Source organism: Fibrobacter sp. UWB3 (genome assembly GCF_002210405.1).
Lineage (GTDB): Bacteria > Fibrobacterota > Fibrobacteria > Fibrobacterales > Fibrobacteraceae > Fibrobacter.
This window is the reverse complement of sequence record NZ_MWQJ01000002.1, coordinates 281,340-306,936: the sequence shown is the minus strand read 5'-3', so window position 1 is coordinate 306,936 and position 25,597 is coordinate 281,340. Positions and strand designations below refer to the sequence as shown.

21 protein-coding genes are annotated in these 25,597 nt (G+C 48.9%); 9 read left to right on the top strand and 12 right to left on the bottom strand.

Features of this window, described 5'->3' with window-relative positions; genetic code table 11:
• Nucleotides 1-33: 33 nt before the first annotated feature.
• Both B7991_RS03870 and B7991_RS03865 read right to left on the bottom strand, forming a co-directional pair.
• The gene (locus B7991_RS03870; RefSeq protein ID WP_088629675.1) at nucleotides 34-4,017 is read right to left on the bottom strand and encodes a response regulator; all 3,984 of its coding nucleotides are present in this window, start codon (nucleotides 4,015-4,017) and stop codon (nucleotides 34-36) included.
• On the bottom strand, nucleotides 4,014-5,099 hold the full coding sequence (locus B7991_RS03865) for an HD domain-containing phosphohydrolase (RefSeq protein ID WP_235002979.1): 1,086 nt from the start codon (nucleotides 5,097-5,099) through the stop codon (nucleotides 4,014-4,016). Before B7991_RS03865 ends, B7991_RS03870 begins: the two co-directional genes overlap by 4 nt.
• A gap of 170 nt (nucleotides 5,100-5,269) precedes the next feature.
• Here B7991_RS03865 and B7991_RS03860 point away from each other — a divergent pair, with 170 nt between their 5' ends.
• Nucleotides 5,270-7,087, top strand: coding sequence for a glycoside hydrolase family 43 protein (locus tag B7991_RS03860; protein ID WP_088629673.1), 1,818 nt, complete (start codon nucleotides 5,270-5,272; stop codon nucleotides 7,085-7,087).
• A gap of 46 nt (nucleotides 7,088-7,133) precedes the next feature.
• Here the strand turns inward: B7991_RS03860 and B7991_RS03855 are convergent, their stop codons facing one another.
• Both B7991_RS03855 and B7991_RS03850 read right to left on the bottom strand, forming a co-directional pair.
• Nucleotides 7,134-7,730 (bottom strand): hypothetical protein, encoded by a 597-nt coding sequence (locus tag B7991_RS03855; RefSeq protein WP_088629672.1) that lies wholly within the window; start codon nucleotides 7,728-7,730, stop codon nucleotides 7,134-7,136.
• A 2-nt stretch (nucleotides 7,731-7,732) separates the two neighbouring features.
• The gene (locus tag B7991_RS03850; protein WP_088629671.1) at nucleotides 7,733-8,329 is read right to left on the bottom strand and encodes an FISUMP domain-containing protein; all 597 of its coding nucleotides are present in this window, start codon (nucleotides 8,327-8,329) and stop codon (nucleotides 7,733-7,735) included.
• A 323-nt stretch (nucleotides 8,330-8,652) separates the two neighbouring features.
• Between B7991_RS03850 and B7991_RS03845 the strand changes: the two genes are divergently transcribed.
• The 5 genes from B7991_RS03845 (at nucleotide 8,653) to B7991_RS03825 (ending at nucleotide 14,487) form a co-directional block, all read left to right on the top strand.
• The gene (locus B7991_RS03845) at nucleotides 8,653-9,348 is read left to right on the top strand and encodes a hypothetical protein (RefSeq protein WP_015732445.1); all 696 of its coding nucleotides are present in this window, start codon (nucleotides 8,653-8,655) and stop codon (nucleotides 9,346-9,348) included.
• Entirely contained in the window at nucleotides 9,348-10,031 is a 684-nt protein-coding gene (locus B7991_RS03840) for an N-formylglutamate amidohydrolase (RefSeq protein ID WP_088629670.1), read from the top strand. The genes B7991_RS03845 and B7991_RS03840 overlap by 1 nt, the downstream gene beginning before the upstream one ends.
• Nucleotides 10,032-10,172: 141 nt before the next feature.
• Entirely contained in the window at nucleotides 10,173-13,742 is a 3,570-nt protein-coding gene (gene nifJ, locus B7991_RS03835) for a pyruvate:ferredoxin (flavodoxin) oxidoreductase (protein WP_088629669.1), read from the top strand.
• A 290-nt stretch (nucleotides 13,743-14,032) separates the two neighbouring features.
• Complete coding sequence (locus B7991_RS03830) at nucleotides 14,033-14,251, top strand: hypothetical protein (RefSeq protein ID WP_088629668.1); 219 nt, start codon at nucleotides 14,033-14,035, stop codon at nucleotides 14,249-14,251.
• Nucleotides 14,248-14,487 carry a PIN domain-containing protein gene (locus B7991_RS03825; protein ID WP_088629667.1) on the top strand — a complete coding sequence of 80 codons (240 nt, stop codon included), beginning with the start codon at nucleotides 14,248-14,250 and terminating at the stop codon, nucleotides 14,485-14,487. Before B7991_RS03830 ends, B7991_RS03825 begins: the two co-directional genes overlap by 4 nt.
• A 148-nt stretch (nucleotides 14,488-14,635) precedes the next feature.
• On the opposite strand, the gene B7991_RS03820 is transcribed toward B7991_RS03825, so the two are convergent.
• From B7991_RS03820 to B7991_RS03795, 6 genes are all read right to left on the bottom strand, one after another.
• A complete protein-coding gene (locus tag B7991_RS03820; protein ID WP_088629763.1) occupies nucleotides 14,636-15,310 on the bottom strand; it encodes a radical SAM protein in 675 nt (224 codons plus the stop codon).
• Nucleotides 15,311-15,384: 74 nt separating this feature from the next.
• Nucleotides 15,385-15,714 (bottom strand): 6-carboxytetrahydropterin synthase QueD, encoded by a 330-nt coding sequence (gene queD / locus B7991_RS03815; RefSeq protein WP_088629666.1) that lies wholly within the window; start codon nucleotides 15,712-15,714, stop codon nucleotides 15,385-15,387.
• A 1-nt stretch (nucleotide 15,715) separates the two neighbouring features.
• On the bottom strand, nucleotides 15,716-16,369 hold the full coding sequence (queC, locus tag B7991_RS03810) for a 7-cyano-7-deazaguanine synthase QueC (RefSeq protein WP_088629665.1): 654 nt from the start codon (nucleotides 16,367-16,369) through the stop codon (nucleotides 15,716-15,718).
• A gap of 102 nt (nucleotides 16,370-16,471) precedes the next feature.
• Nucleotides 16,472-17,203 carry a dethiobiotin synthase gene (gene bioD / locus B7991_RS03805; protein WP_235002980.1) on the bottom strand — a complete coding sequence of 244 codons (732 nt, stop codon included), beginning with the start codon at nucleotides 17,201-17,203 and terminating at the stop codon, nucleotides 16,472-16,474.
• A gap of 57 nt (nucleotides 17,204-17,260) precedes the next feature.
• Nucleotides 17,261-18,505 carry an 8-amino-7-oxononanoate synthase gene (locus B7991_RS03800; RefSeq protein ID WP_088629664.1) on the bottom strand — a complete coding sequence of 415 codons (1,245 nt, stop codon included), beginning with the start codon at nucleotides 18,503-18,505 and terminating at the stop codon, nucleotides 17,261-17,263.
• Nucleotides 18,506-18,508: 3 nt separating this feature from the next.
• Nucleotides 18,509-19,285, bottom strand: a complete 777-nt coding sequence (locus B7991_RS03795) for a 6-carboxyhexanoate--CoA ligase (RefSeq protein ID WP_088629663.1) — start codon at nucleotides 19,283-19,285, stop codon at nucleotides 18,509-18,511.
• A gap of 109 nt (nucleotides 19,286-19,394) precedes the next feature.
• Between B7991_RS03795 and B7991_RS03790 the strand changes: the two genes are divergently transcribed.
• Nucleotides 19,395-20,708: a GGDEF domain-containing protein gene (locus B7991_RS03790; protein WP_088629662.1), complete on the top strand. Its 1,314-nt coding sequence runs from the start codon at nucleotides 19,395-19,397 to the stop codon at nucleotides 20,706-20,708.
• A gap of 7 nt (nucleotides 20,709-20,715) precedes the next feature.
• Here the strand turns inward: B7991_RS03790 and bioA are convergent, their stop codons facing one another.
• Complete coding sequence (gene bioA / locus B7991_RS03785; protein ID WP_088629761.1) at nucleotides 20,716-22,047, bottom strand: adenosylmethionine--8-amino-7-oxononanoate transaminase; 1,332 nt, start codon at nucleotides 22,045-22,047, stop codon at nucleotides 20,716-20,718.
• Nucleotides 22,048-22,271: 224 nt separating this feature from the next.
• The gene (locus B7991_RS03780; RefSeq protein ID WP_014545064.1) at nucleotides 22,272-22,853 is read right to left on the bottom strand and encodes a flavodoxin family protein; all 582 of its coding nucleotides are present in this window, start codon (nucleotides 22,851-22,853) and stop codon (nucleotides 22,272-22,274) included.
• Nucleotides 22,854-22,963: 110 nt separating this feature from the next.
• Between B7991_RS03780 and B7991_RS03775 the strand changes: the two genes are divergently transcribed.
• Together B7991_RS03775 and B7991_RS03770 are read left to right on the top strand one after the other, a co-directional pair.
• A complete protein-coding gene (locus B7991_RS03775; protein WP_088629661.1) occupies nucleotides 22,964-24,304 on the top strand; it encodes a carboxylesterase family protein in 1,341 nt (446 codons plus the stop codon).
• Between the two features lie 163 nt (nucleotides 24,305-24,467).
• On the top strand, nucleotides 24,468-25,541 hold the full coding sequence (locus B7991_RS03770; RefSeq protein WP_088629660.1) for a family 16 glycosylhydrolase: 1,074 nt from the start codon (nucleotides 24,468-24,470) through the stop codon (nucleotides 25,539-25,541).
• The last annotated feature ends 56 nt before the right edge of the window (nucleotides 25,542-25,597 follow it).

Below are 25,597 nucleotides of genomic sequence, written 5' to 3'. Positions count from 1 at the left end.
TCGCTCAGGACAGGCTCCGGCGGGCATGACATTTTAGATGTTAGACGACAACGTCTCTTCCAAGCTCTTGAGGGTTTCTTCAGCAGCGGAGAAGTCGTAATCGTCAATTTGATTACGCAGTTTCTGCAAAAGAGATTCCTGTTCCTGCGAGAACATGATTTCGTCGAGCGAATCGAGAATTCGCTTGCTGGCAGTAAGCGAACAAGACTCCACAGCCGGCTTGAGTTCTTCAAGCGCTTGAGTGAGCTTGCTTATAGCTTCAGGATCCACATGCTTGATAATAACAGCTGCATTAGACTGCTCGGAAGCGATATTCTGCAAGACAATTTTCAAGTCGTCAATTAAATCTTCTAGTGCATCTACAAACGCATTGTATTCGCTGTAATTCTGCTCTTTCTTGAGGAGCGAATTTTCGAGCATCACGCCAAGCGTCTGCACATGATAAGAACCGATAGTCCCGCAAAGGCCCTTTATCGTATGGACAATGCGTGTTGACTCTTCATAGTCCCCACCTTCAAAAGCCTTCTTAAGCTTGATAGTTTCACTACTGTAATCGCGAACAAATCCCTGAATAATCTTAAAGTACAGATTCTTATTGTCATTAGCGTGATACAACCCAGCCGCAGCATCAAAGTTGCGGACTTTCTGGAACTGAGTAACCACGCTGTCATCCGTACTTACAGGCTTTAACTCTGGTTCGCTTACGCTCGCAACAACTGGCATTTTATCAGCGACAGGCAGATACTTGGCAAGTTCCGCATACAACAACATGGGGTCAATCGGCTTTGCAATATAAGAGTTCATGCCAGCCTTGATACAGTCATCACGGTCTTTCTGGAACGCTCTTGCACTCATGGCAATGATAGGAACATTCTTGAAATACTCATCAGAACGGTTGCGAATAGCCCTCGTCGCATCCAAACCGTTCATCACCGGCATCTGGATATCCATGAGCACAAGATCAAACGCATTTTGCTTGAGCAGCTCCAGCGCAATCTTACCGTTTGCAGCCACCATGGTCGCAAGCCCCACGCTGTTCAAAAGCGATACGGCCAGTTCCTGATTCATATCGTTATCTTCAACAAGCAGGATTTTAGCTTCCTTGAAGAAAATTTTATTCTTTTCGACCTTGGCGGGCTTCTGATACGTCAGCTTTTCTTCAAAAGCTTCCTGCATGGCACTAAGCAAGGAGCTTATCTGTAGCGGCTTTGCAGCGCAGCTATCGAAACCGATTTCAGCAGCCAGGTGATAATTGCGTTCATCGAAGTGAATGGGGTGCATGAGGATTTTCGGGATTTTCCTCATGTTTGCAGGCAAGCCTTGTACAAAATCAAAGCCATTCAAAAGTGGCATCTGGTAATCGACAATAAAGAGGTCATACGGAGTCTCCCCCGCCTCTTCATGAGCCTGGATCAAGTCAAGAGCCTCATCCACAGAAGCCGCTTCTTCAACAACGCAACGCAGTTTCGTCAAGTAATGTCTCAACACATCGCGTAGGCATTCGCAATCATCGACGAGCAAAACATTCTTGTTACGGAATGTCGTGACCGATTTCCACTTTGGCACAGCGGCCTGCGGCGCCATAGCAAGCATTATCGTAAAGAAGAACCTGGAACCCTTACCATATTCACTTTCAACTTGCAGTTCACCGCCCATGAGTTCCACAAGTGACTTTGAAATAACAAGGCCAAGTCCCGTTCCTCCGTATTTACGCGTAATGGATCCATCCGCCTGCGTAAAAGCATTGAACAAATGATGCAACTGATCATCAGTCATGCCGATGCCAGTATCAATCACACTAAACGAGAGTTTGACATTGTTCCCGACAACCTGTTCCTGCTTAATTTGAAGCGTAATACTCCCACTTTCAGTGAACTTTGTCGCATTATTGATGAGGTTTGTGAAAATCTGTGAAAGTCTAAGCGGATCCCCCATCAAGATTTCAGGAATTTCAGGATCGATATCGATAATCAATTCAATCGGGCGGCCAGCAATACGCACTTCAGCAAGGGCTGCCACTTCACCGATAATATCTTGCAGCACAAGCTGCGTGATTTCCAAGTCCTGTTTATTCGCTTCGATTTTCGAGAAGTCAAGAATGTTGTTAATAATGCCGAGCAAAGATGTTGCGGCATGGCTAATACGCTCTATAAATCCAAGCTGGCGTTCATCCAGTTTCGTTTCTTGAATCAAGTGAGCCATACCGATAATGGCATTCATTGGCGTACGGATTTCATGGCTCATGTTCGCCAAAAATTCGCTCTTTGCCTGAGTGGCGTGTTCAGCAATTTCACGGGCGGCAACAACTTCAGAAATATCAATCATCGAAAGCATGTAACCGACAATAGAATCCTGCACCTTGAGCGTACAGGCTTCGCCACGGAACCAAGTGTCCGTATGCGTATTGAGCGTCTGGAGCATGAATGTATCTTTCCAGACTCCTTGATTATCAAATGTCTTTTTAAGCGCTTCGACAACATCTTCGGGCATGCCACACTTCGGCAAGTTATCCAAAGGCTGTCCAATGACTTCTTTCCAGTCCGTCACAAGATAGCCGGCAAGTTGCCTGGACATGTACATGACTTTACGGTTCTTGTCAAAAATCACAAGGATGGAATTCCCTGCCGAGAGCATAATCGTATCTAGAATTGTATCCTTCTGGATGCCACTCGTTTCATCTGAAATCAAGAACAAATAGCGGATGGAACCGTCGTCTTCGACGAGGAACTGGAAAATAACTTTCCACCAGGCATCTTCCCCCGTACAGCTGCGAACCGGAATGATAATCTGGCGTTCGCTCGCATGCATTTCACCGCCCTTCGAGACCTTATAGACAAACTTTTTAAATTGTTCCGAGCGGAAATATTTCCAGAGGATTTGACCACGGATGTCGTTTCCATTATTGAAGAATTCTGCGATGTAGGCGCTCGCATGCAGGATATCAAAAGTATCGTTAGTAAGGACAAGCCTGAAATTATCACTCCCCAAAAGGGTCTCGAACATTGTACTGGAGCTGACGCTTTCGTTCAAGTCTTTTTGGATAAACAACTTGAAAAGGAATCTCACAATGAGCCATGTAAGGAATATCAGCGCCAAGACGACAAAAGCCACCACCACGATAATCGCATTTAGATTTTCTTGAACCTTTGCGACAACCTTATTTTTTTGAACAGCATGGATAACATAAAAAGGAGCGTTCTTTAAAGGAACGACCATGAATATCAGCTTACGATTTTGAACGTCAGTCTTTTCAAAGCGGGTCACCCCTTCATGGTCAAGGCTATCAAAAACAATATCCTCCTGCACCAAGTGCAATAGGCCTACAACGGTATCTGCAACAATATTATGCAAGCTGGTCTCGTACGGGAAATACGTAAACAGGCTATCGTTTTCGGTACTCACGAGCATCGTGATGCCACCGTCAATCCTTGCATATTCCCCCATCAACTGCCGAACTTTCTGTAAGTCGACATCAACAGCGACAGCCCCCATAAATTTGCGATTTTTCTCCCAAAGCGGATACGAGTAGGTCAGTACCCTTTTTTTGGCCATTTCATTGATTTCTGGCCCCGTAATGGCAAGCCCCTTGTGTCTTGAGGCTTCTAGGTACCAAGGCTTTACTCGAAATTCCTTTTTGCCTTCATCTAGCTTAAAATCCCTAGCCGATATATATTTGCCATTTTTGTTGCCGTAATAGGCATCGACAATAAACGACGAAGACTGCTGGTGCTTTTTTAGAATTTTCTTGATTTCTGTTTCTTTTGTATGCTGAAGAAGTTGCGGAAGAGGCTTGAACTGCTTTTCAAATTTGGAGAAAAACAATTCCATGTCTTGTACAGTCTTATCCTGAAACTTTGATTCAGAAGAACTGTACGACGAAGAAATCAACGTGGATTTAAGATAATTCGAAAATACAATCACCAACACGATGGTGAAAACAAGCATCGGGATCGTATAAACGAGCGAAATACGCCAACTGAGATGGCGTTTCTTTTCATTGATTGGACTTGGTGTCAATCCTTACATTCCTCAGAAGAAGAAGTGTCCTTGAACTGCTCGTATATTTCAGGAAGTTGCTCCGCTATCGATAAGAACGCATCGACGACATCCGGGTCAAACTGCGTCCCGCGGCCTTTGATGATTTCTTCAACCGCCACCTTGTGCGGGTATGGTTCCTTGTACGGGCGTTTCGATACAAGCGCATCGTAGACATCGGCAACCGCCATAATACGGGCGCCTATAGGAATATCGTTTTCTTTCTTGTGGTTCGGGTAACCTTCGCCATTCCAGTGTTCATGGTGGCCAAGAGCCATTTCAGCGGCGATACGCACCATTGGGCTATCGTGCAGTTCCTTGGTCGCCTCCTGCAACACATCGTAGCCCATCTGCGGGTGCTGCATCATGATTTCGCGTTCGTCTTGCGTGAGCGATCCCGGCTTGCGCAAGATGCGGTCATGAATGCCGACCTTGCCTATATCGTGAAGCGGAGCTGCAGTGGTGAGATTTTCAATATACTCCGGCGTAATCGTATCTGCAAACTTCGGATTTTTTTGCAGTTCTTCAGCAATGCGCTGTACAATAATTTGCGTCCGCTTGATGTGCTCCCCCGTTTCAGGATCGCGGTATTCGGCAAGCGAGCCAAGGCTTGTCAGCATCACCTTAAGCGTCCGGCGCAAATCTGCCGTTTTTTCATCAACAAGTTCGTGTAAGTGATCTCGCTGCTGCTTGAGCTGGAGTTGATTTTTGATTCGAAGCGTAACCAGAGCTGGATTGAACGGCTTGGTAATGTAATCGACGGCACCGAGATCAAGCCCAGTCTGCTCACTTTTGCTATCGGCCTTAGCCGTCAGGAATATGACAGGAATGCCCTGCAAGATGTTCTTTTCTCGCATGATTCTCAATGTTTCATAGCCATCCATTTCAGGCATCATGACATCGAGCAAAATCAGATCAGGGCGAATCTTTTCGGTGAGTTCAATAGCCTTTTTCCCATTGAGGGCAACACAAACGTCATAATCATTCGACAAAATACCTTCCAACACGTCAATATTCGTCTTGGTATCGTCTACAACTAAAATTTTTAAACGAGTGCGATCCATATTCATAATATACGTTAAATAATCTAATTATTACAACTCATTTTATTACACCATAGAACATAAAATAGTCTTATTTTTCTCTATGGATTATTTCTCAAAGGTTCCACACCATGATTTAGTGATTTTCGTCATAGCAGAAAGTATATTAGAAGTATAAATTTGGAGCTTTTATGAAAAATCGTTTGGGATGGACCAAAGTACTCTTTACTAGCGCATTTCTGGCTAGCACAGTTCAAGCCGATGAAATTGTCGATATCACTCCGTTCTATCGAGCTGTCGATAGCGTGGCCCTTGGCAACATAATCAACGACCTTTATAATGACCTTACCCTCCCCGACACAATAAAGTTGGGCGGGGAATCCTTTGCAATCACCTGGGAAAGCAGCGATACGCTGTTCCTCACCCATGATGGACACATCAATGGTCGTTTTGTCGGCGAAAACAAAGAAGTCACGCTCACGGCGACCGTGCAAGACTACTTGAGCGATAAAAAACAAGTTGTAAAGAACAAGGTTTCCATCCACGGATTCGAGCCTTATTCCAACTACCTTTTCGCTTACTTCCCCGCCAATAACGACGAAAACATCTATTACGCCCTCAGTAACGACGGATACAACTTCACCCCGATGAATAACGGCAAACGCGTCGTTGCCGCCGACTCCGTGAGTATCAAGAAAGGGCTCCGCGACCCCCACGTGCTCCGCGCACCGGACGGCTGGTTCTACATGGTCAATACCGACATGAAGAGCGCTGAAGGCTGGGCTAGTAATCGCGGCATGGTGCTGATGAAGTCCCGTGACCTCATCAACTGGAAGCACAGCACAGTGCATTTCCCGGAAAAATACAAAGGCAAGAACTTCGCGAACGTGACCCGAGTTTGGGCTCCAGAAACAATCTGGGACGAAAATTACGAAAACAAGGACGGGAGCAAAGGCCGCCCGCTCGTATATTATTCGCTTTTGACTAACGACGGGACCATCTCTTACGACCAAGTGTTCTTCAACTACGCTAACGAAGACTTTACCGACCTCGAAGGCGACCCGAAGCACTTCTTTGACCGCGGCAAATCCACCATCGACATGGACATCGTCTACAACCCAGTGGACAAGCTCTACCACGGGTTCTACAAGAACGAAGGCGACGGCGGCATCTGCAAGGTGCAAGCAAGGACTCTCACCTCCGAAAATGGGACTAAGGGGCCAACGTGGTACAACAGAACCGGCGCTTTGCAGCAAACAACCGAAGCGGTCGAAGGGGCAGGAGTGTTCAAGCTCATCAACCAAAATTCCTGGGTCTTGATGTACGACTGCTACGTGAATGGGCATTACCAGTTCACGTCTAGCTCGGACCTCAATACATTCAAATTCGTGCAGAACACCAAGACGAGCGGTGCGTTCACACCCCGCCATGGTACGATCCTTCCGATCACCGCACAAGAAACAGCAGCACTCATGAAGGTCTTCCCCACGCCAGATTTCGAACCGAAGGTGATTGAAATTCCTGATTCCATTGGCGTATGCGACGGCAAGAAAGTCGTAGGTCCGTGCAGCCCGACAAAGATTATCCCGTACGTAAAAGTTGGCGATGACGGTTGGAAAGAAACAACCGATTTGAAAGTCGCCAAGGGCGCAACAGTGCAACTTGGCCCGCACCCGTGGGATGGCAAAATTTGGAGCTGGGAAGGTCCAGACGGATTCAAGTCCACAACCCGAGAAAACACGCTTAAGAATCTGGATGGTACCAAGAGCGGCTATTACACAGTGACGTACACAAACGAAACAGGCTGCAAGAATGTTGCTAAAATCAAAATTGTCGTAGACGATCCGGACCATCCGTACAAAGAACCAGATTCGACAACGACTGCAATTGGAAAACGCACCCGCGAAAGCAGCAGGGATTTACATTTAAAACGCAACCCCATCTATTTTGATTTACTCGGTAACAGGCTCAAAAGCAAACCGAAAAACGGAATGTTTGTGGTGAGATGACGCGAACGCGTCATCCTGACCCCGCAGGGGGAAGGATCCAGTAAAATCAGATTCCTGTAACAACCCTATTAAGCTTTATAAACGCATTCACGGGGTCGGCGTAATTCCAGACGCCACCGAGCGAAGCGATGCCGGCTGGCGACAACTTCTTGAAATCGTCAATCGTATCCATATCGACGCCTCCCCATAAAATGAGGGAGGCTTTTGCGTTTATGCTTAAAGATGTTCCTAGAGTTTCGACTGGTTCAATCGCCGAAAGCGGTTGCATAATCGGGCCAACAAGAGCGCCCGCCACCCATTCCGGGAGCTTTTCGGCTTCTTCCGCATTTTTGCAAAGGGCGACACAGTTGATGCGTTTCCAGCTTTCAGGGACCTCGCCCATGAAACTTTGTGCATCGCAGACGCAACCGCGAACATCAAGCTCTTCGGCCATGTCTGGCGTTCCACGCACCCAGATGCGGTCGCGCAATTCCATCGGGAGGCCAAGCAGCCAACGGTCATAATCGTTGAAAGTCGCGCGTGCATTGCCACCTCGCCCGCGCTTGTCAAGAATCAAACGGGTTAAGCCTCGGCGAAACATTTCTTCGATATCGTCATGTTCTGCGGCAAAATCATCAGGACAAGTATAAAGCCAAAGTCGCATTTTTATTTCCTCACACATCTGACGGAGAGGGTAAATTCTTCGTAGGTTTCATCGTACGATACGCTAGAGCGGTCTTTTTCGAGCATTACAGTGCGGGCGTAATTTGCACGGACCTCGTCTGTCGTCCAAAAATAGGCGTATTCGTCAAAATAATTATAGTACTCCAAGAAATGGTAACCGCCACCAACTTCTGATACAAAGTCCAATGACATCAAGGAATCGGCGGCAAAATCAAAACCGCCTACAGCTTCAATCAAGCCATCAAAATCAGATTTTGATGGAATTTTCCAACCTTCCGGGCAAGCGACCATCGCTACATTCCAGGCGTAAAGTCTCCCCTGCTTCTCACAATATTCTGCGCTGTCGTTATAGCAAGATGTTCTTTTGTAAAGCGAGTCCGAAGCATCAAAATAATTCAAGTTTTGAGCCATCCAAACTAGGCCACCAATTTCAATGGTTTTGTAGCTTTGCGAATCGCGAGCGTCAACGAAAATGCCTGCGCGAGAATCCTCGTCCCCAGCGCCCACCGAAGAATCCGAACACGCCCAAAACGCGATTGCAAAAAAGACAGAAACGAAAGCCCCTAAAAAATCTCTCATACTAATAAAAAAAATAACTAATTACATTAAACTAATACACTAATCAAAAAATCTCGTAACAAGAAATAGCGTCGGCCAAGGCTATTCCTTCGCAGTAGCGTGCAAAACGAGAGTCGCGGGCGACAGCTTGCTGGCGAACATGACCGAGTGAAGCCGCTGACGCCGTAGGCGTCAACTCCGAGCTGGGGCCCCGCCCGCATAAAGTTCTTTTTTGACTTTTTCAAAAAGGGCTTTGGGCTGTAAGCCCAACAAAATTTTTCTATATTTGCGTGCGGATTGACGATTTGATGAACAAACCGCCACGGTTAATAACGAGGCACTCGATGGATTTGAAAATACTCCCTCAGCCAGACGATGTTACGTGCGGACCGACTAGCCTACACGCTGTTTACTCTTATCTTGGCTATAACATTCCCCTTAAAAAGCTCATTTCCGAAATCGAATTTTTGGAAGAAGGTGGCACGCTAGGCGTTTTCCTTGGTATCGACGCCCTCAAGCGCGGATTCAAGGCTACCATTTATTCTTACAATTTAAAGATTTTTGACCCGACGTGGAGCAAGCTCAAGATGCCCGAGCTCCGCGAGAAACTGGTCGCTTTGCACAAGGCAAAACACGCCCCCAAGCTCAAAAAAGCAATTGATGCCTATATCAGATTCATTGACCTTGGCGGAACAGTCGCTACCGCAGACCTTCGCGCAAGCATGTTCGAAAGCTATTTCAAGCGAGGCATTCCAGTGCTTTGCGGCCTCAGCGCCACCTATCTTTATCGTTCCCCTCGCGAATACACAAACGAAAAAGACCAGTCCGTCTTTGACGATATCCACGGCGAGCCGATGGGGCATTTCGTAGTGCTTTACGGACTCGATGAAAAGAAGCAGTTCATGGTCGCTGACCCTGATTGTACAAACCCGATGGCAAACGGTCCTTATTATAAAGTGGACAAGTTCCGTCTGATTCACAGCATTTTGCTGGGTGTCATGACTTATGACGGAAATATTCTTGTTGTGGAGAAAAAGTAATGAAAGCTCCGGCACTGATGATTACCTGCGAACATGCGAGCAACGCTGTGCCGGATTTCGTCCTGCGCGCGCTCCGCGATTCAAAGATTCCCGATGACATTCTCACCTCCCACCGCGCTTACGACATTGGCGCATACAAAGTATTTTCAATTCTTGTAAAACGTTTAAAGCCCGACTTCCATTGCTCTAGCCGATTTACAAGACTCGTGGTCGACATGAACCGCAGTGCGACCAACAAGACGTTCTTTTCGGAGTACACCGTCGGATTACCAAGCTCTGTAAAATCGCACATGCTGAGCCTTTGGGAAAAGTACCGTGAGAAAATTGAAAAATTTGTCGCGAGTGAAATTCCTGCGAGAGCGCGCAAAAATGAGAAAAATGCACCTAAGGAAGCGCCGCTCAAGGTCATCCACCTCGGTATTCATAGCTTTACGCCTATATTAAATGGTATCGAGCGCGATGCCGATGTCGGGATTCTCTATGACCCGAGCCGACCTGCCGAAGTAAAAATTGCGCAAACGCTCATCCAGAACATCCACGAACGCGCCCCGTGGCTTAAAATCCGCAAAAATTACCCGTATTTGGGCAAGTCCGATGGCCTTACGACCACGCTTCGCCAAAAGTTCGGCCCAAGTTACGCGGGACTTGAAATCGAGATTAACCAAAAGCTGCTTAATTTTTAAACTTTTTTCAAAAATTGGTTGTCCGTTTGGGGTAATCTTATTTAATTTTATGCGTGGATTTTTGCCCTTCTTGCGTGTAATGCACGCCGAAGGTGTATATGATCAGATTTTTTACGAAAAAACCTAAAAACGGAGATATCCATGGCAAAAAAGATGATTGCGTGTGACGGTAACGAAGCCACCGCTAGCGTAGCGTTTGCTGTTAGCGAAGTTGCTGCTATTTACCCGATTACACCGTCTAGTCCTATGGCTGAGCACGCCGACAACTGGAGTGCTGCAGGCAAGAAGAATATTTGGGGACAGGTTCCCCGCGTGTTTGAAATGCAGTCCGAAGGTGGCGCTGCCGGTACCGTTCACGGTGCTTTGCAGGCCGGTGCTTTGACCACGACCTTCACCGCATCTCAGGGTCTTCTCTTGATGATCCCGAACATGTACAAGATTGCGGGCGAACTGACCCCCACGGTCTTCCACGTCACTGCACGTGCTCTTGCTATGCAGGGCCTTTCCATTTTCGGTGACCACTCCGACGTTATGGCTTGCCGCCAGACGGGTTTTGCAATGCTCGCCTCCAGCTGCGTCCAGGAATGCCAGGACCTCGCTCTCGTGGCCCACGCTTCTACTCTCGAAAGCCGCGTTCCGTTTATGCACTTCTTTGACGGCTTCCGCACTTCTCACGAAGTGATGAAGATCGAAGCTCTCGAAGACGGCGTTATCCGTAACGTTATCGACGAAAAGTATGTGAAGGCTTGCCGTGAACGCTGCCTCACACCGGACCGCCCGACTATGCGCGGTACCGCCCAGAACCCGGACGTTTACTTCCAGGGCCGCGAAACGGTGAACCCGTTCTATGCAAAGGTTCCGGAAATTGTCCAGAAGTACATGGACAAGGTTGCTAGCTACACTGGCCGTCAGTACCACATCGTGGACTACGTCGGTGCCGCTGACGCTGACCGCGTGATCATTTCCATGGGTTCTTCGACCTGCACCATCGGTGACACCGTCAAGTACCTCAACGGGAAGGGCGAAAAGGTCGGTCTCGTGAACATTCGCCTCTACCGTCCGTTCCCGATGGAAGCTGTCGTTGCCGCTCTCCCGAAGACTGTCAAGAAGATTGCCGTCCTCGACCGCTGCAAGGAACCGGGTTCCGCTGGCGAACCGCTCTTCCAGGATGCCCTTACCGCTATTTCCGAAGCAGTGATGGCTGGCAAGATGGCTATGCCGAAGATGATCGGTGGCCGCTACGGTCTTTCCTCCAAGGAATTCACGCCGGCTATGGTCAAGGCCATCTTCGACGAACTCTCCAAGGCTGAACCGAAGGCTCGCTTCACCGTCGGTATCAACGACGACGTTTGCCACACTTCCCTCACGATCGACCCGAACTTCAAGCTCGAAAGCGACTTTTTCCAGGCAATGTTCTTCGGTCTCGGCTCTGACGGTACCGTGGGTGCCAACAAGAACTCCATCAAGATTATCGGTAACGAAACCGACAACTACGCTCAGGGCTACTTCGTTTACGACTCCAAGAAGTCTGGCTCCATGACCACCTCTCACCTCCGCTTTGGTAAGAGCATCATCGACGCCCCGTATCTCATTGGCGAAAACGAAGCTGATTTCGTAGCTTGCCACCATACTCCGCATCTCGAATCCATCGACATGCTCAAGTATGCCAAGGTCGGTGCAACGTTCCTCGTGAACACCCCGCACTCCGCCGACACCGTTTGGGATACCTTCCCGCGTCCGGTGCAGGAAGCCATCATCAAGAAGCACCTCAAGGTGTTCGTCATTGACGCTTACGCCGTTGCCGCAAAGACCGGCATGGGCCGCCGCATCAACACTGTGATGCAGACCTGCTTCTTCTCCAAGCTCGGTAACGTGCTCGATGCAGAAACTGCTATCAAGTACATCAAGAAGTACGCCGAAAAGACTTACGCCAAGAAGGGCATGGAAGTGGTCCAGAAGAACTGGGACGCTATCGATGCTTCTCTTGCTAACCTCTTCGAAGTCAAGGTTCCGGCCGCTGTCACCAGCACAAAGGAATTCCGCGCTCCGATTCACGGCAACGCTCCGAAGTTCGTGAACGAAGTCACCGCAGAAATCATCAAGGGCAACGGCGAACAGCTCCCCGTTTCCAAGATGCCTTGCGACGGTGTGTTCCCGACCGCTACCACCAAGTACGAAAAGCGCGACCTCGCCCTCAACATCCCGTCCTGGAATCCGGACGCTTGCGTGCAGTGCGGCAAGTGCGCCATGGTCTGCCCGCATGCAGCCATCCGTATGAAGGTTGTGGACGAATCCGCCGTGAAGAACGCTCCGGAAGGCTTCAAGTACACCCCGGCCAAGGGCTTCAAGCTCGAAGGTTCCGAAAAACCGGTATTTGCAATTTCCGTGTCCAGCTACGACTGTACGGGTTGCGGCGTTTGTACGCAGGCCTGTATCGGTAAGGACAAGACCGACGCCACCAAGAAGGCCATCAACATGGTGCCGCAGGAACCGATCAAGGTTCAGCAAGGCAAGTGCTGGGACTTCTTCGTCGATCTTCCGGAATTCGACCGCACCAAGGTCAACAAGAACCTCGTCAAGCAGGCCATGCTCCTCGAACCGTTGTTCGAATTCTCTGGCTCTTGCGCAGGCTGCGGCGAAACCGCTTACGTGCGTCTCGTTTCTCAGCTCTTCGGCGACCGCATGGTTGTCGCCAACGCTACGGGTTGCTCCTCCATTTACGGCGGTAACCTCCCGACCACTCCGTGGGCAAAGAACAAGGAAGGCCGCGGTCCGGCATGGGCAAACAGCTTGTTCGAAGACAACGCTGAATTCGGTCTCGGTATGCGCCTCGCTATCACGAAGCATGCCAAGCAGGCTTTGAGCCTCCTCGAAGCCGTGAACGTTCCTGCAGAACTCAAGGAAAAGCTCACGACCCAGAAGCAGGACGATGAAGCCGGCATCAAGGCCCAGCGTGAAAACGTTGCCGCCCTTAAGGCCGCTCTCGCCGGTGCTACCGACGATGCATCCGTCAGCCTCCGCGACGAATTCGCCGACTACCTCGTGAAGAAGTCCGTGTGGATCTTCGGTGGTGACGGTTGGGCATACGACATCGGTTACGGTGGTCTCGACCACGTGATGGCAACCGGTGAAAACGTGAACATCTGCGTCCTCGATACCGAAGTGTACTCCAACACCGGTGGACAGGCTTCCAAGGCCACGAACCGTGGCGCAGTCGCCCTCTTCGCCGCCGCTGGTAAGCGTGCCGGCAAGAAGGACCTCGGCCTCATCGCCATGAGCTACAAGAACGTTTACGTGGGTCGTATCGCCCTCGGCGCAAACGACGCTCAGGCCCTCAAGGTTCTTCAGGAAGCAGAAGCACACAATGGTCCGTCCCTGATCATCTGCTACTGCCCCTGCATCAACCACGGTTTCGATCTCAACAGCCAGCTTCAGCACCAGAAGATGGCTGTGGATTCCGGTTACTGGACTCTGCTCCGTTACAACCCGGCTCTCGCTGCCGAAGGAAAGGCCCCGCTTATCCTCGACTCCAAGAAGCCGACAATCCCGGTTGCAGAATACATCTACACCGAAAACCGCTTCAAGGCCCTCACCCGCACCAATCCGGAAGTCGCCAAGACACTCGCCGACGACCTCCAGAAGGAAGTCGATGCTCGTTACGCATTCTATGAAGCAATGAGCAAGGATACCGAAGGTCTGATTAGCCTCTAATCAGTTAACGATTAATTAAAAAACGCCCCGTCACGATGAGTGGCGGGGTGTTTTGTTTTAAAGAGGACGTTCACTGCCAAGCGAAGGAGGCTACTCTTAAGTAGCCTTCGTAGCGCGGAGCATTCAACTCCATCATAAGTTACTATATGCGATAGTTGAATGCGGAGTCTCATAAGAACGGGGCCTTTTTTATTTAGAAGCGGGCGTCCCTCTTTTCACAAATTATACCATATTACATTGTGTATTGCACAAACGAGTAGAATAATATATTATGGTAAACGGAGGTCGATATGACAAACGCAGCATTTGCAGAACTTGAAACCCAGGTGGAAGAACTCCCCCTGTTTCAGATTATTGTCCTTCGTCAGAAACTGGACAATATTTTGGAAGAACGAAAAGCCGAAAGGAACATTTCTGTCGGTCTGGCAATGCTAGACGAAATCGCGGGTTCTGTAAATCGTGATATTGACTTCAAAAAAGAACGAGAAGAAAGCAGGGATGCTAAATGAATCTGCTAATTGATTCAAATATTATCCTCGATATGGTCCAACGTCGTGAACCATTCTCGGCCAATTCCAAAGAAATCATAGCGGACTGCATCAAACAAAAATATCAAGGTTTTGTTTCTGCACACTCGTTATGCGACATCTATTACATCCTCAGGAAGGATTTGTCTGTTATCCAGCGTTTGAAACTGGTTGAAATGTTCTGCCAGTTCTTTACTGTAATTCCAGTGTGCAACTAAAAGCGGACTAGATTACATTGTAACGTGGAATATAGACGATTTCAAAAATTCATCTGTTCCTGCGATATTGCCATCAGATTTTCTAGCACAAAACAAGTAAATCGATAAACTATTAATGAGCGACAAGAGATCTCTTGCCGCTCGTTTTTTATACCCCGCGCATGTCGGGGTCCCACACGATTTTGTGAAGTTGCACTTGGAAGCGTGCGTTGTTTTGCGTCATGACCTTGCTACTCACCATCCAATTGACAATTTGCTCGTTGGTGAGTTCGCCCCATACAGGCGAAATAAAGATGTGCGGCATATTATCTGGAGATGTTAGCGAGAGTCGCGCGACAACGCCTTCCGCTTCTTGCAAGTCTTCGACACTCCCGACAACGAACTTGAGTACGTCATTTTTGCCGAGTGAAATGATATTTTCCATCTTCATTCGGGCTGACATGCCGCTGCTTTTGCACTTCCAGTCCATTGTGTAGAACAGCCCCGGTAACTGCCATTTGCAAGGAACCGTGCCGTTAGTCTCGATGTTGACTTCAAAGCCCGCATCACTGAATGCAGTAAGCAACTCGCCCACGTTTTCGTGAATCAGCGGTTCGCCGCCCGTGAGCGTAACGCACTTGACACCGGATTCGTTGCGATACGCTTCAACTGCCGCAAGGACCTCCCCCACGCTCATCAGCTTAAAGTTGGGACCTTCGACCGCATACATCGAATCGCAATAGCTACAGCGCAAGTTACAGCCGTGCAGACGCACGAACACCGCCGCCTGCCCCATGCGAATCCCTTCGCCCTCGATACTCTTAAAAATTTCGGAGACTTTCATAAAAACACCCATAACTTGACTGGATCCTATCGCTGCGCTCCAGGATGACAGCGCAAACCGCGGCACAGTCACCCTTACACTTCGTACTCGACGGTATTGCCTTCGCTTTCCTGGACCTGCACCTTGTAGCAATGCGGCACTTGTTCGCAAATCCAGCGAGCCATGTTCTCCGCCGTCGGATTAAAGTCCACAACATCGTTCAAGAACTGGTGATCGAGTTTGCCCTTCACGATTTCCTTGATGTGCGAAAAATCGACCACCATTCCGTTCTCGTCGAGCGTTTCGGACTGACAGAACACCGTGACAATCCAGTTATGGCCATGCAGACCTCGGCACTTGCTTTCGTACGGGAGCGAGAGCTTGTGAGCCCCAGAAATTTCAATACGCTTGATAACTCTGTACATATTACGCCTCGTATTCCGTTGTGTCGTTGATGCCCGCCTCGGCGAGAGCCGCCTTGCGTTCCAAGCAGGTTGCGCACTTGCCGCAATGGATTTTACCGCCCTTGTAGCAAGACCAAGTTTCGCTGTAATCCAAGCCAAGAGCCTTACCCTTGCGAGCGATATCCGCCTTGGAAATGTTCGTGTACGGAGCATCAATTGTGATGTTTGCGTATGTACCTGCAGAAATCGCCGCCGACATGTTCTTCACGAATTCTTCGCGGCAGTCCGGGTAAATCGCATGGTCACCAAAGTGGTTTGCCATCATCACGCGCTTGAGGTCACGGCTTTCGGCAAGCCCTGCCGCCACAGAAAGCATAATGCCATTGCGGAACGGCACCACCGTCGATTTCATGTTCTCATCGGCGTAAGTCCCTTCTGGGATAGCGTCAGCACCCGAAAGGAGCGACGAGGTAAAGTAATCGTGCATGAACTTGAGCGGAATCGTAATGTGCGGAATCCCGAGTTTTTCGCAATGCATGCGCGCAAAAGGAATTTCTTTGTCGTTGTGATTGCTGCCGTAATCGAATGAAACTGCAAGAGCAATTTCTGCGGCGCGTTCGTAGAGCAAGGTCACACTGTCCATTCCACCGGACAAGACCAGCAGTGCGTCTTTCATAAAATCTCCTAGTTTTGTTTAAAGTCAGGATGGGTCTCGAACTGACTAATGTCAAAGATAGAATTTTTATGACACTTTTCAAATATTAAAAATGGACATGCTTTAAAATATCTGTACGCCTAAATCGGTGTCGCCGTCCTTGACTTTTGCAAGAATTTCAAGCCCTGTCAAGTCCTGCATCATGCGGATATTGTCATCTTCCATTTCAAAATTGCCGCTACAGCCGTAACGGTTCACGATAATTCCACGGATATCTAGGCCGCGACTACGAGCGTATTCTATAGTGAGCACGCAAGCGTTGATGGAGCCGAGCGCCGCCGTCGTTACGATAAGCAGCGGAAGCTTGAGCGTCTTGATGATATCTTCGAGGAAGATTTTCTGGTCATCATAGCGGATGGGGCAAATGATTCCCCCGCTACCTTCGGCAAAGATGAATTCGTGGCGGGAGCAGGCTGCGTTAAAGTCCGCCTGAACTTTCGAAAGTTCAACGGGATTGCCTTCTTTTTGTGCGGCCAGATGCGGCGAAACAGCCTCTTTGTAAACGTAACTGACGAGCTGTTCTTGCGTGTCTGGGAGATTTGCAATGCGCTTGACGTAATCAGCGTCGCCCGCAATCCACTTGCCATCACGGAGTTCAGCACCACTAAGAGCCGCCTTGTAATAGCCCGCGTCAATGCCGGAATCGCGCCATTTTTTCACCAAAAGACCCGTGATAAAAGTTTTACCGACATCCGTACCCGTCGCCGTAACGAAATAACCTTTGGGCTTTGAGGTATGAGGTCGTTCGCCATTGGCGAACTCTGAGGTTTGAGCTTGCAATTTTTCTTCAAACATAGGTTTATCCGTTTTTACGAGTCGTCATCCTGAACCCCGAAGGGGTGAAGGATCCAGTTAAGTCTTGGAGAGAACTTCTGCAATTTCCTTGGCGGCAAGAGCAAGTTCCTCGTGAGTATGTGTTGCCATAAGGCTCGCGCGTAAGCGTGCCTGCCCTTTTGCAACCGTCGGATAACGGATTGCTGGAATCAAGACGCCCTCATTCTGGAGCGTTTCCGAAATCCGCAAAGCCTTCGCTTCATCCCCAATGATAATCGGGATAATCGCCGATTCCGTTTGCGGAACTTGTAACCCATGCAAGCGCAAAGCATCGCAAAAGAATTTCACGTTGTCACGCAATTGCTGGACGCGTTCCGGGTGCGCATCGATGAACTGCAAATTGCGGAGTGCCGCCGCCGCTACCGCAGGGGCCATCGCTGTCGTGAAAATAAAACTGCGAGACTTGTTTTTCAAGAATTCAATCAACTGCTTGGAGCCGGCGACAAAGCCGCCTTCGGCGGCCACGGCCTTGCTCAAAGTCCCAACAGTTACATCGGCATGTTCACAATTGTAATGTTCCGCAAGTCCGCGCCCCGTGCGCCCAAGGACGCCCGTGGCATGCGCCTCATCAATCATGAGCAACACGCCATGCGCTTTCGCAATCCGCAAGAGTTCCGGCAAATTCGCCAAATCGCCATCCATGCTGAAAACGGCATCCGTCACGATGAGACCACGGAAGGGATGCGCACCTTGTTTCGCATTTCCCGCATCACTTAAAGCGGCGCTTGCCGATGCGCTTTGTGCTAAGAACTCCGCCTTGGCAGTTTCAATCGCGCGTTCCAAATCGGCCATGTCATTGTGCTTGTACACAAAGCATTTTGCACGCGAAAGGCGAATGCCATCAATGATGCTTGCGTGGTTCAGTTCGTCGCTGAAAATAAAATCGTTCTTGCTACACAACGCAGAAATCGTTCCCACGTTCGCCATGTAGCCCGTGTTAAAAGCAATTGCCGCCTCTTCGCCTTTGAACTTTGCAATAAACTCTTCGAGTTCATCGTGCGGAGTCTTGTTGCCGGTCGTGAGGCGAGCGCCACCACTCCCCGTTCCCCATTCAAGGACCGCATCCGCCATCGCCTGCTTGAGTTCAGAAACGTTCGCCAAATCCAAGTAAGAATTCGAAGCGAGCAAAACCGTATCCTTACCCGCAATCGTCACATGCGATGCTTCTGGCGACGAGATATGGCGCAACGTGCGGTACGTATTGTTCGCACGCGCCGCTTCAAGCGCATCTTTCGTGAAAAAGTCTAAAATTTGTTCGTTCATTTTTTACTTCTGAATTTTCACGAGTACTTTCTTCTTTTGCAAGTACTCGATGCATTCTTCGGCGGAGGCTTTTCGGGAATCAAACAAGAAAATGCGGCCTCCGTTTTCGTCGCCCATTTCCTTCATTTTCATGATGCGCACATAGCCGAGTTCCTTGCTCGCGACATAGCCTGTCACATAATTCGGGTCATCGCTTACGCAGAATTCTGCCACCATACCCGGTGCATTCGCCACCTTGGTCGCAAGGACGATCGCTTCGTTAAAATGATTCTTGCAGCCATCGACTTCGCTCGAATGGAGCGCATCCATGTAAGTCGCACGTACACCGCGTTCGTGGTCTGGTTCCAGGCGGTTTCCCGTCGCAATGTCGTAAAGCATCGCCCCACGCATCGGGAACGTCTCGCGCAGAAGATCCTGCAATTTTTCTTTAAATTTTTTTGCGCCATCACAAGGTCCCTGAGCCTGCCGAAGGGCCATCAGCGGAGTAATCAAGCCAAACGCTTTCTCCAAGCCTTTCTGCCACGTTTCTACATCTACGCGCGTTACAGGGAGCGATTTCAAGACCTGAATATCGCTTTCGTGAACCTTTTCAATTTTCACATTGATAAAATCCGGGTCGCCTTTGGAATGATTCATCGCACGGCGCACCATCGCCGCACAGACAGTTTCCACGGAATCACGACCAACAATACGTTCAGCACCGGAAATATGCTGTTCATGGGAGTTTTCGCCTTCGCCAACATGCTGCGAGGCTCGCATTTTTAAACTGTAGTAATCCATAAGAGCCTTCTTTTACGCGCCACAATTTAGAAAAAAGGTCTTTATTTTTTCATTGAAATGAATATATTTTTACTAGTAACGGGAGTAATGACTTTTCTTGGTAACTGATATGGGTGATTGCAAAAATTTTATAGCGGACTTTCCTGTGGACTCTGCGGAGTTTTTCACAGCTATAACTTACGCCACATCTGAGCTGTACATTTCAATGCATGTACTTGATCTTGAGAATAACACTGCGTTTCCTATCAAGACCAACGAATTCATCGATAAGTTCATGAAATGCGGCAGCACCCTACAGGATAGTATTACCAATATCATGGTGAACCTTGCATGCCCAGAAAGCGTTTCAACCATCAAGAATTTTACGATCCTTTCAACATTGTCGGAACGCATGAAGAATGCAAATGTTATTTCCGAAATTTTTCACGGAAAGATTCACGGCTGGAGTAAGGCGATGTTTGTACGCGTTGGTGATGACAAGCCACTACGTCGAGTCCTGTACGTTGTCGAAAACGTGAATGCGCAAATGACAAAGCTGGAACAAGAGAAAGAGCTCTTGGAGCAGAACCGCAAACAACAAAATATGATAAATGCGCTCATGAACGGATACGCCTCTGTAGTCGGAGTTGATTTTGTCACAGAAAAGGTGGAATTTTTCCGCACAAGCGATCGAGTCAAAAGTGCTCTTGGCTTCATGAAAGAACCGCCTCCGTTCAAGATCCTTGTTGAAAAACTTATCAATACGGCTGTACACGAAGAGGATCGAAAAAGTATCCGAGAAGTGGCTGATGAGTCCTATATTAAGGAATACTTGCCAGTCGGCAATAGTTTGTCAAAAATTTTCCACAACGAAGTCGGCCAATATGTTGAAATGAAAATTGTGCGAACCGGCGAAGAAACAACCGTGTTCGGTTTCACCGACAAAAATAACGAAATCACAGAAATAAACGATAAAATCTACAGAGATTCGTTGACTCAAGTGATGAACCGCAAGTATTTTGATGATAAACTATCATCGCGTAATAGTCAAGCCGTCGTAATGGCTGATATTGACTTTTTCAAAGATGTTAATGACAATTACGGCCACCAGTGTGGTGATGCAGCCCTTGCCGCCGTAGCATCGATATTGAGTTCATCTGTTCGTAATTTAGACCGCGTAGTACGTTATGGTGGCGACGAATTTTTAATCTCGTTCAAGGGTATTACTCATGAAGTGCTGAGAAACAGACTTGAACAGATGCGCGCTCGGGCAGAAAAAATTAAACTGCAAGATTACCCAGATGTAAAGTTGACGATGAGCTTTGGCGGAACATTCGGAGACGGAATTGTTTCAGACATGCTCTCCTTTGCCGACAAGGCGCTTTACGTATCAAAGAAAAAACGGAACTGTGTGACCTTAGTTCCGTTTGAAGAAAAAATTTAAGTTGTATTTACTCGTGGAATTCGTCTTCGCCATCCACAATCGGCGCGGGTTCGCATTCTCCAATCATCTTAATCGCTTCGCAAATGCGGTCCACTTCAGCATCGCTCGTGATGAACGGCGGCATCGTATAGACGTAATTGCAGAACGGACGTAGCCACACGCCAGTTTCGCGAATCACGCGCAAGATATCGTCTGCACTTGGCTTTGCCTTAAGTTCCAAAACGCCAATTGCACCGAGCACACGCACGTCCGCCGCATTTTCGAGCGAACGTAGCGGTTCCAAATTCGCTTTCAAGCGCTTTTCAATACGCGCCACGCTTGATGCATAATCGCGACTTTCAAACAGCGAAAGCGAAGCAATCCCAGCCGCGCACGCTAGCGGGTTTGCCATGTACGTCGGGCCATGCATAAATGCAGGAATCTTGCTATTTGTAATCGTGTCGGCAACTTTCTCGGATGCGACACAAGCCGCCATCGTAATGCTACCGCCCGTAAGCGCCTTGCCGATGCACATAATGTCCGGCTTTATAAAGTCGGCGCAATCCTGTGTTGCGGTATGCATCATCGCAAATCGCGGGCCCGTGCGATAAAATCCAGACGCAATTTCATCCAAAATAAGCAAGATGCCATAGCGGTCGCAAAGCTCGCGGAGGCGCTTGAGGTAGCCAGCATTGTAAAGCCACATGCCATTTCCGCCTTGGAAAACAGGCTCGCAAATGACAGCCGCAATTTCATTTTTATGCTCTTCGACAACGCATTCCATCGATGCAAAATCGCTATCGTCCCAAGCGCTATCAAAACGGCAATTCGGGCGTTCCGCAAAGTAATGATGCGGCATGATTCCGCGGAAAAGCACATGCATGCCGTCAGGATCGCTCAAAGCCATTGCACCTGCAGTATCGCCGTGGTAGCCGCCCTTCAAGGCGACCAACTTACAGCGCTCCGGGCGACCCAGCGAATGCTGGTACTGCACCGCCATCTTGGCGGCGCATTCCACGGCGATGCTTCCCGAATCAGCAAAGAAAATCTTGTTCAAGCCTTCGGGCAAAAAGTTCACCAACTTTTCGCCAAGTTCAATTGCAGGCTCGTGCGTAAAACCGCCGAACATCACGTGGCACATCTTTTCGCTTTGCTTGCGAATCGCTTCAACAATTTCAGGAGCGTTATGCCCGTGAGCCATGCACCACCAGCTCGATACGGCATCAATCAGTTTCAATCCGTCGGCGGTTTCAATCGTCGTTCCGTGAGCCGACTTTGCAAGGAATCTTGCGGGAGTATTTTTCAGCGCAGCATACGGGTGCCACAAATGCTCGCTGTCGAAATTCAATAGCGTATTCATTTGCGGCGCAATATAGAAAATTGCGCGGTATTTTTCTATCAAAAAGGAGATGCCCCATCAAGTGGGGCATGACAGAATCCAAGTCGGGCATGACAAGTCGTAGGTATGACAGGTCGTGCACATTTTTCAATGGCATTCCCCGGCAGCATCTCGAATCAGCGCGGCATCTCGTAATTAAACGTGCCGCGCGACTTTTCGAAACAACGCGGAGTCTCGCGAAGTTTCTATCGTATGAAGTTCGTATAGACTTTCTGCTTGGCGTCAGGCTGCGTCACGCCCGCCTGCTTGCCCGCATCAATGCTCTTGAGGAGCCATGCCATATTGCGGCCCAGTTCTTTCATAATCTGCACGCCTTCTTCGTCCTTCAGCACATCTTCTGGATTAGAACCATGGACCATGTTCCAATAGCGCGAAGTCACGAGCGGCTGTTGCGCATAGGTCGGGTACTTATTGAGCACATCGAGAGTTGCGGTCGTCCCTGCACGGCGTGCGGAAACCACGTTTGCTGCCGGCTTGAACAACAGATTTGCTTCTGCGATACCGTAAAGGCGATCGAGGAACATCAGCATTTCGCCACTCGGAGAGGCGTAATAAACCGGAGAACCGTAAACAACGCCGTCCGCCGTTTCCAAGAGTTCCTTGGCTTCGTGGACAACTTCGTTCACCTCGCCCTTGAGCACTCGCCCACCGACAAACACGATTTTCGTCTCGATTCCAGCGGCCTTGAGCTGGTTTGCGACGATGTTCAGAGCTGTATAAGTGCAGCCATTTTCACGACGGCTGCCATTAAACAAGATGACCTTCATTTTAGAACCTCCATGTTACCTACTAAAATAGTATAAAAAATCAAAATATTTTTGACAAATGTTAAATTTTGTCTATATTTACAATATACCAATAAATCCTTGGAGAGAAGATGAGCCCCCATAAAATCAGCCAAAAGGGGATGTTTGCTGCTATTGCAACATTTGCCCTATTCGCGTCAACAGCAAATTCCGCCGACGTCCGCTACAAAGACCGCCTTTTCGAGGTCGAAAAGAAAAAGGACGTAACTTTTGCATCTGACGTTCCGTACTTAAGTTCGCCACACATGTTGACGCAGGTGATCCAGTCTATGGCAGGCGAAACGCTCTATTTTTACAGTAGCGAAAACGAAGTCGAAAGCAAGCCCCTGTTAATGGACATTTATACGCCAACCGGCGATACCGAGAAAAAACGAGCCGCCGTTATCGTCAGTCATGGTGGCGCCATGATTGCAGGCGCTAAAGACGATACAGACCAGCAGACGGTCAACTACTGCGATTCCCTTGCCGCTCGTGGCTATGTCACAGCATCCATCCAATATCGTCGAGGAGTCACAGTTTCTGGCAGCGGTATGAGCTACAGCATTGACAGCGTCGATTTCGCTCGTACGGTCTACCGCGGTGTTCAAGACGTCAGTGCCGCAGTCCGCTACATGCGCAAAAACGCAGACAAACTCGGAGTAGACCCCAATCGCATTTACCTTATTGGCAACAGTTCTGGAGCAATACTCTCGCTCGAAAACATCTATGCCAAAAAAGAATCTGACTTCCCGAGTTACATGAACAAAGCAGACGCTCCAAAACTTAGCGCTATTGATATTTACGGCGAGCAGGGCGTTGATTCTCATGCAAACGGCGCAGTCGCCTTATGGGGAGCAATCCACAACAAAGACATCATTGGAGACAACAAGACCCCAGTTCTCCTCGTCCACGGAACTGATGACGAAACCGTACTATTCAAAACAGGCAGACCCTTAGGCGGTGGATATTCTATGGCAGGCTCGACCTTGGCCATCCACACCCCAACTCTTTACGGAAGTTTTGTCATTGATTCGATTTTGACCGCCAAGAAAACCGAACACGAAACTTATTTTGTCGACGGTGCCGAGCACGAATTCTACGACGATTACGAATACGAAAAGCCTGTTCAAGACAAAGTCTTCAACTTTTTATACAAACTCGCTTCGGCTGAAAATTCAGGTTCTACAGACATCAAGCACCGCGTATTTGCTCAAGCCCCAAATTCCGCCATCCAGATGGGGAAAGGCAACATGTATTTTAACATTGCACGCGGAAACAACCTAAAATACGCAATCATGGATATCCGAGGCCGTTCAGTCATGACAGGCAAAGCATCCGCAGGCCAATCCGTTGACTTGACTGCTTTGAACAACGGCGTTTATGTGTTGCGCGTACAAGGCGAAAAAGCAATCCGTTTTAGCATAACTCGCTAATTGAATCACCCCAAATATCGGCTGGCATTGCATCAACAATACAGCCGATACAGTTGATTTTCTAAATACATTCTATTTTATTGGTTATTCAGGCTCGCTAACTTATCTTTATGTTCGGTTAAATGGGATTCTGTTTTGTACAGAAACTTCATGGAGATAAAATATGAACATCAAGAAAACTGCAGTCAAGAGCGCTCTCGCCGTAGCAGCCGCCGCAGCAGCCCTCACCACCAATGTTAGCGCAAAGGATTTTAGCGGTGCCGAACTCTATACTTTAGAAGAAGTTCAGTACGGCAAGTTCGAAGCACGTATGAAGATGGCAGCCGCATCGGGAACAGTCAGTTCCATGTTCCTCTACCAGAATGGCTCCGAAATCGCTGATGGAAGGCCCTGGGTAGAAGTGGATATCGAAGTTCTCGGCAAGAACCCGAACAGTTTTCAGTCCAACATCATTACCGGTAAGGCAGGCTCTCAGATAACAAGCGAAAAGCACCATGCTGTTAGCCCCGCCGCCGATCAGGCATTCCACACCTACGGTCTCGAATGGACTCCGAATTACGTCCGCTGGACTGTAGACGGCAAGGAAGTTCGCAAGACGGAAGGTGGCCAGGTTTCCAACTTGACAGGTACACAGGGACTCCGTTTTAACCTTTGGTCGTCTGAGAGTGCGGCTTGGGTTGGCCAGTTTGATGAATCGAAGCTTCCGCTTTTCCAGTTCATCAACTGGGTCAAAGTTTATAAGTACACGCCGGGCCAGGGCGAAGGCGGTAGCGACTTTACGCTCGATTGGACCGACAATTTCGATACGTTCGATGGCTCCCGCTGGGGCAAAGGTGACTGGACTTTCGACGGCAACCGCGTGGACCTCACCGACAAGAATATTTACTCCAGAGACGGCATGTTGATTCTCGCCCTCACCCGCAAAGGTCAGGAAAACTTCAACGGCCAAGTTCCGAAAGACACCGAATCCGCTCCGGTCTCTTCCAGCAGCACTCCGGCATCTTCGAGCAGCGCCCCCGCTCCGTCTAGCAGCAGTATCGCTTCGAGCTCTTCGAGCGCACCGGCTTCTTCGAGTAGCGAAATTATTCCGCCGAGTTCTTCTAGCGTAACGAACTCCATCCACGGAATCCGCACGACTCCGACAGTTACAAGGGAACATCGTGGACTTGTGAACGCCAAGGGTGCAAAGGTAAATCCGAACGGTCACAAGCGTTATCGTGTGAACTTCGAATACTAATCGTGGCAGTTTCTCTTTATAATTCTCCTTATCGTAAAAGCCATGTGGTTTATGCC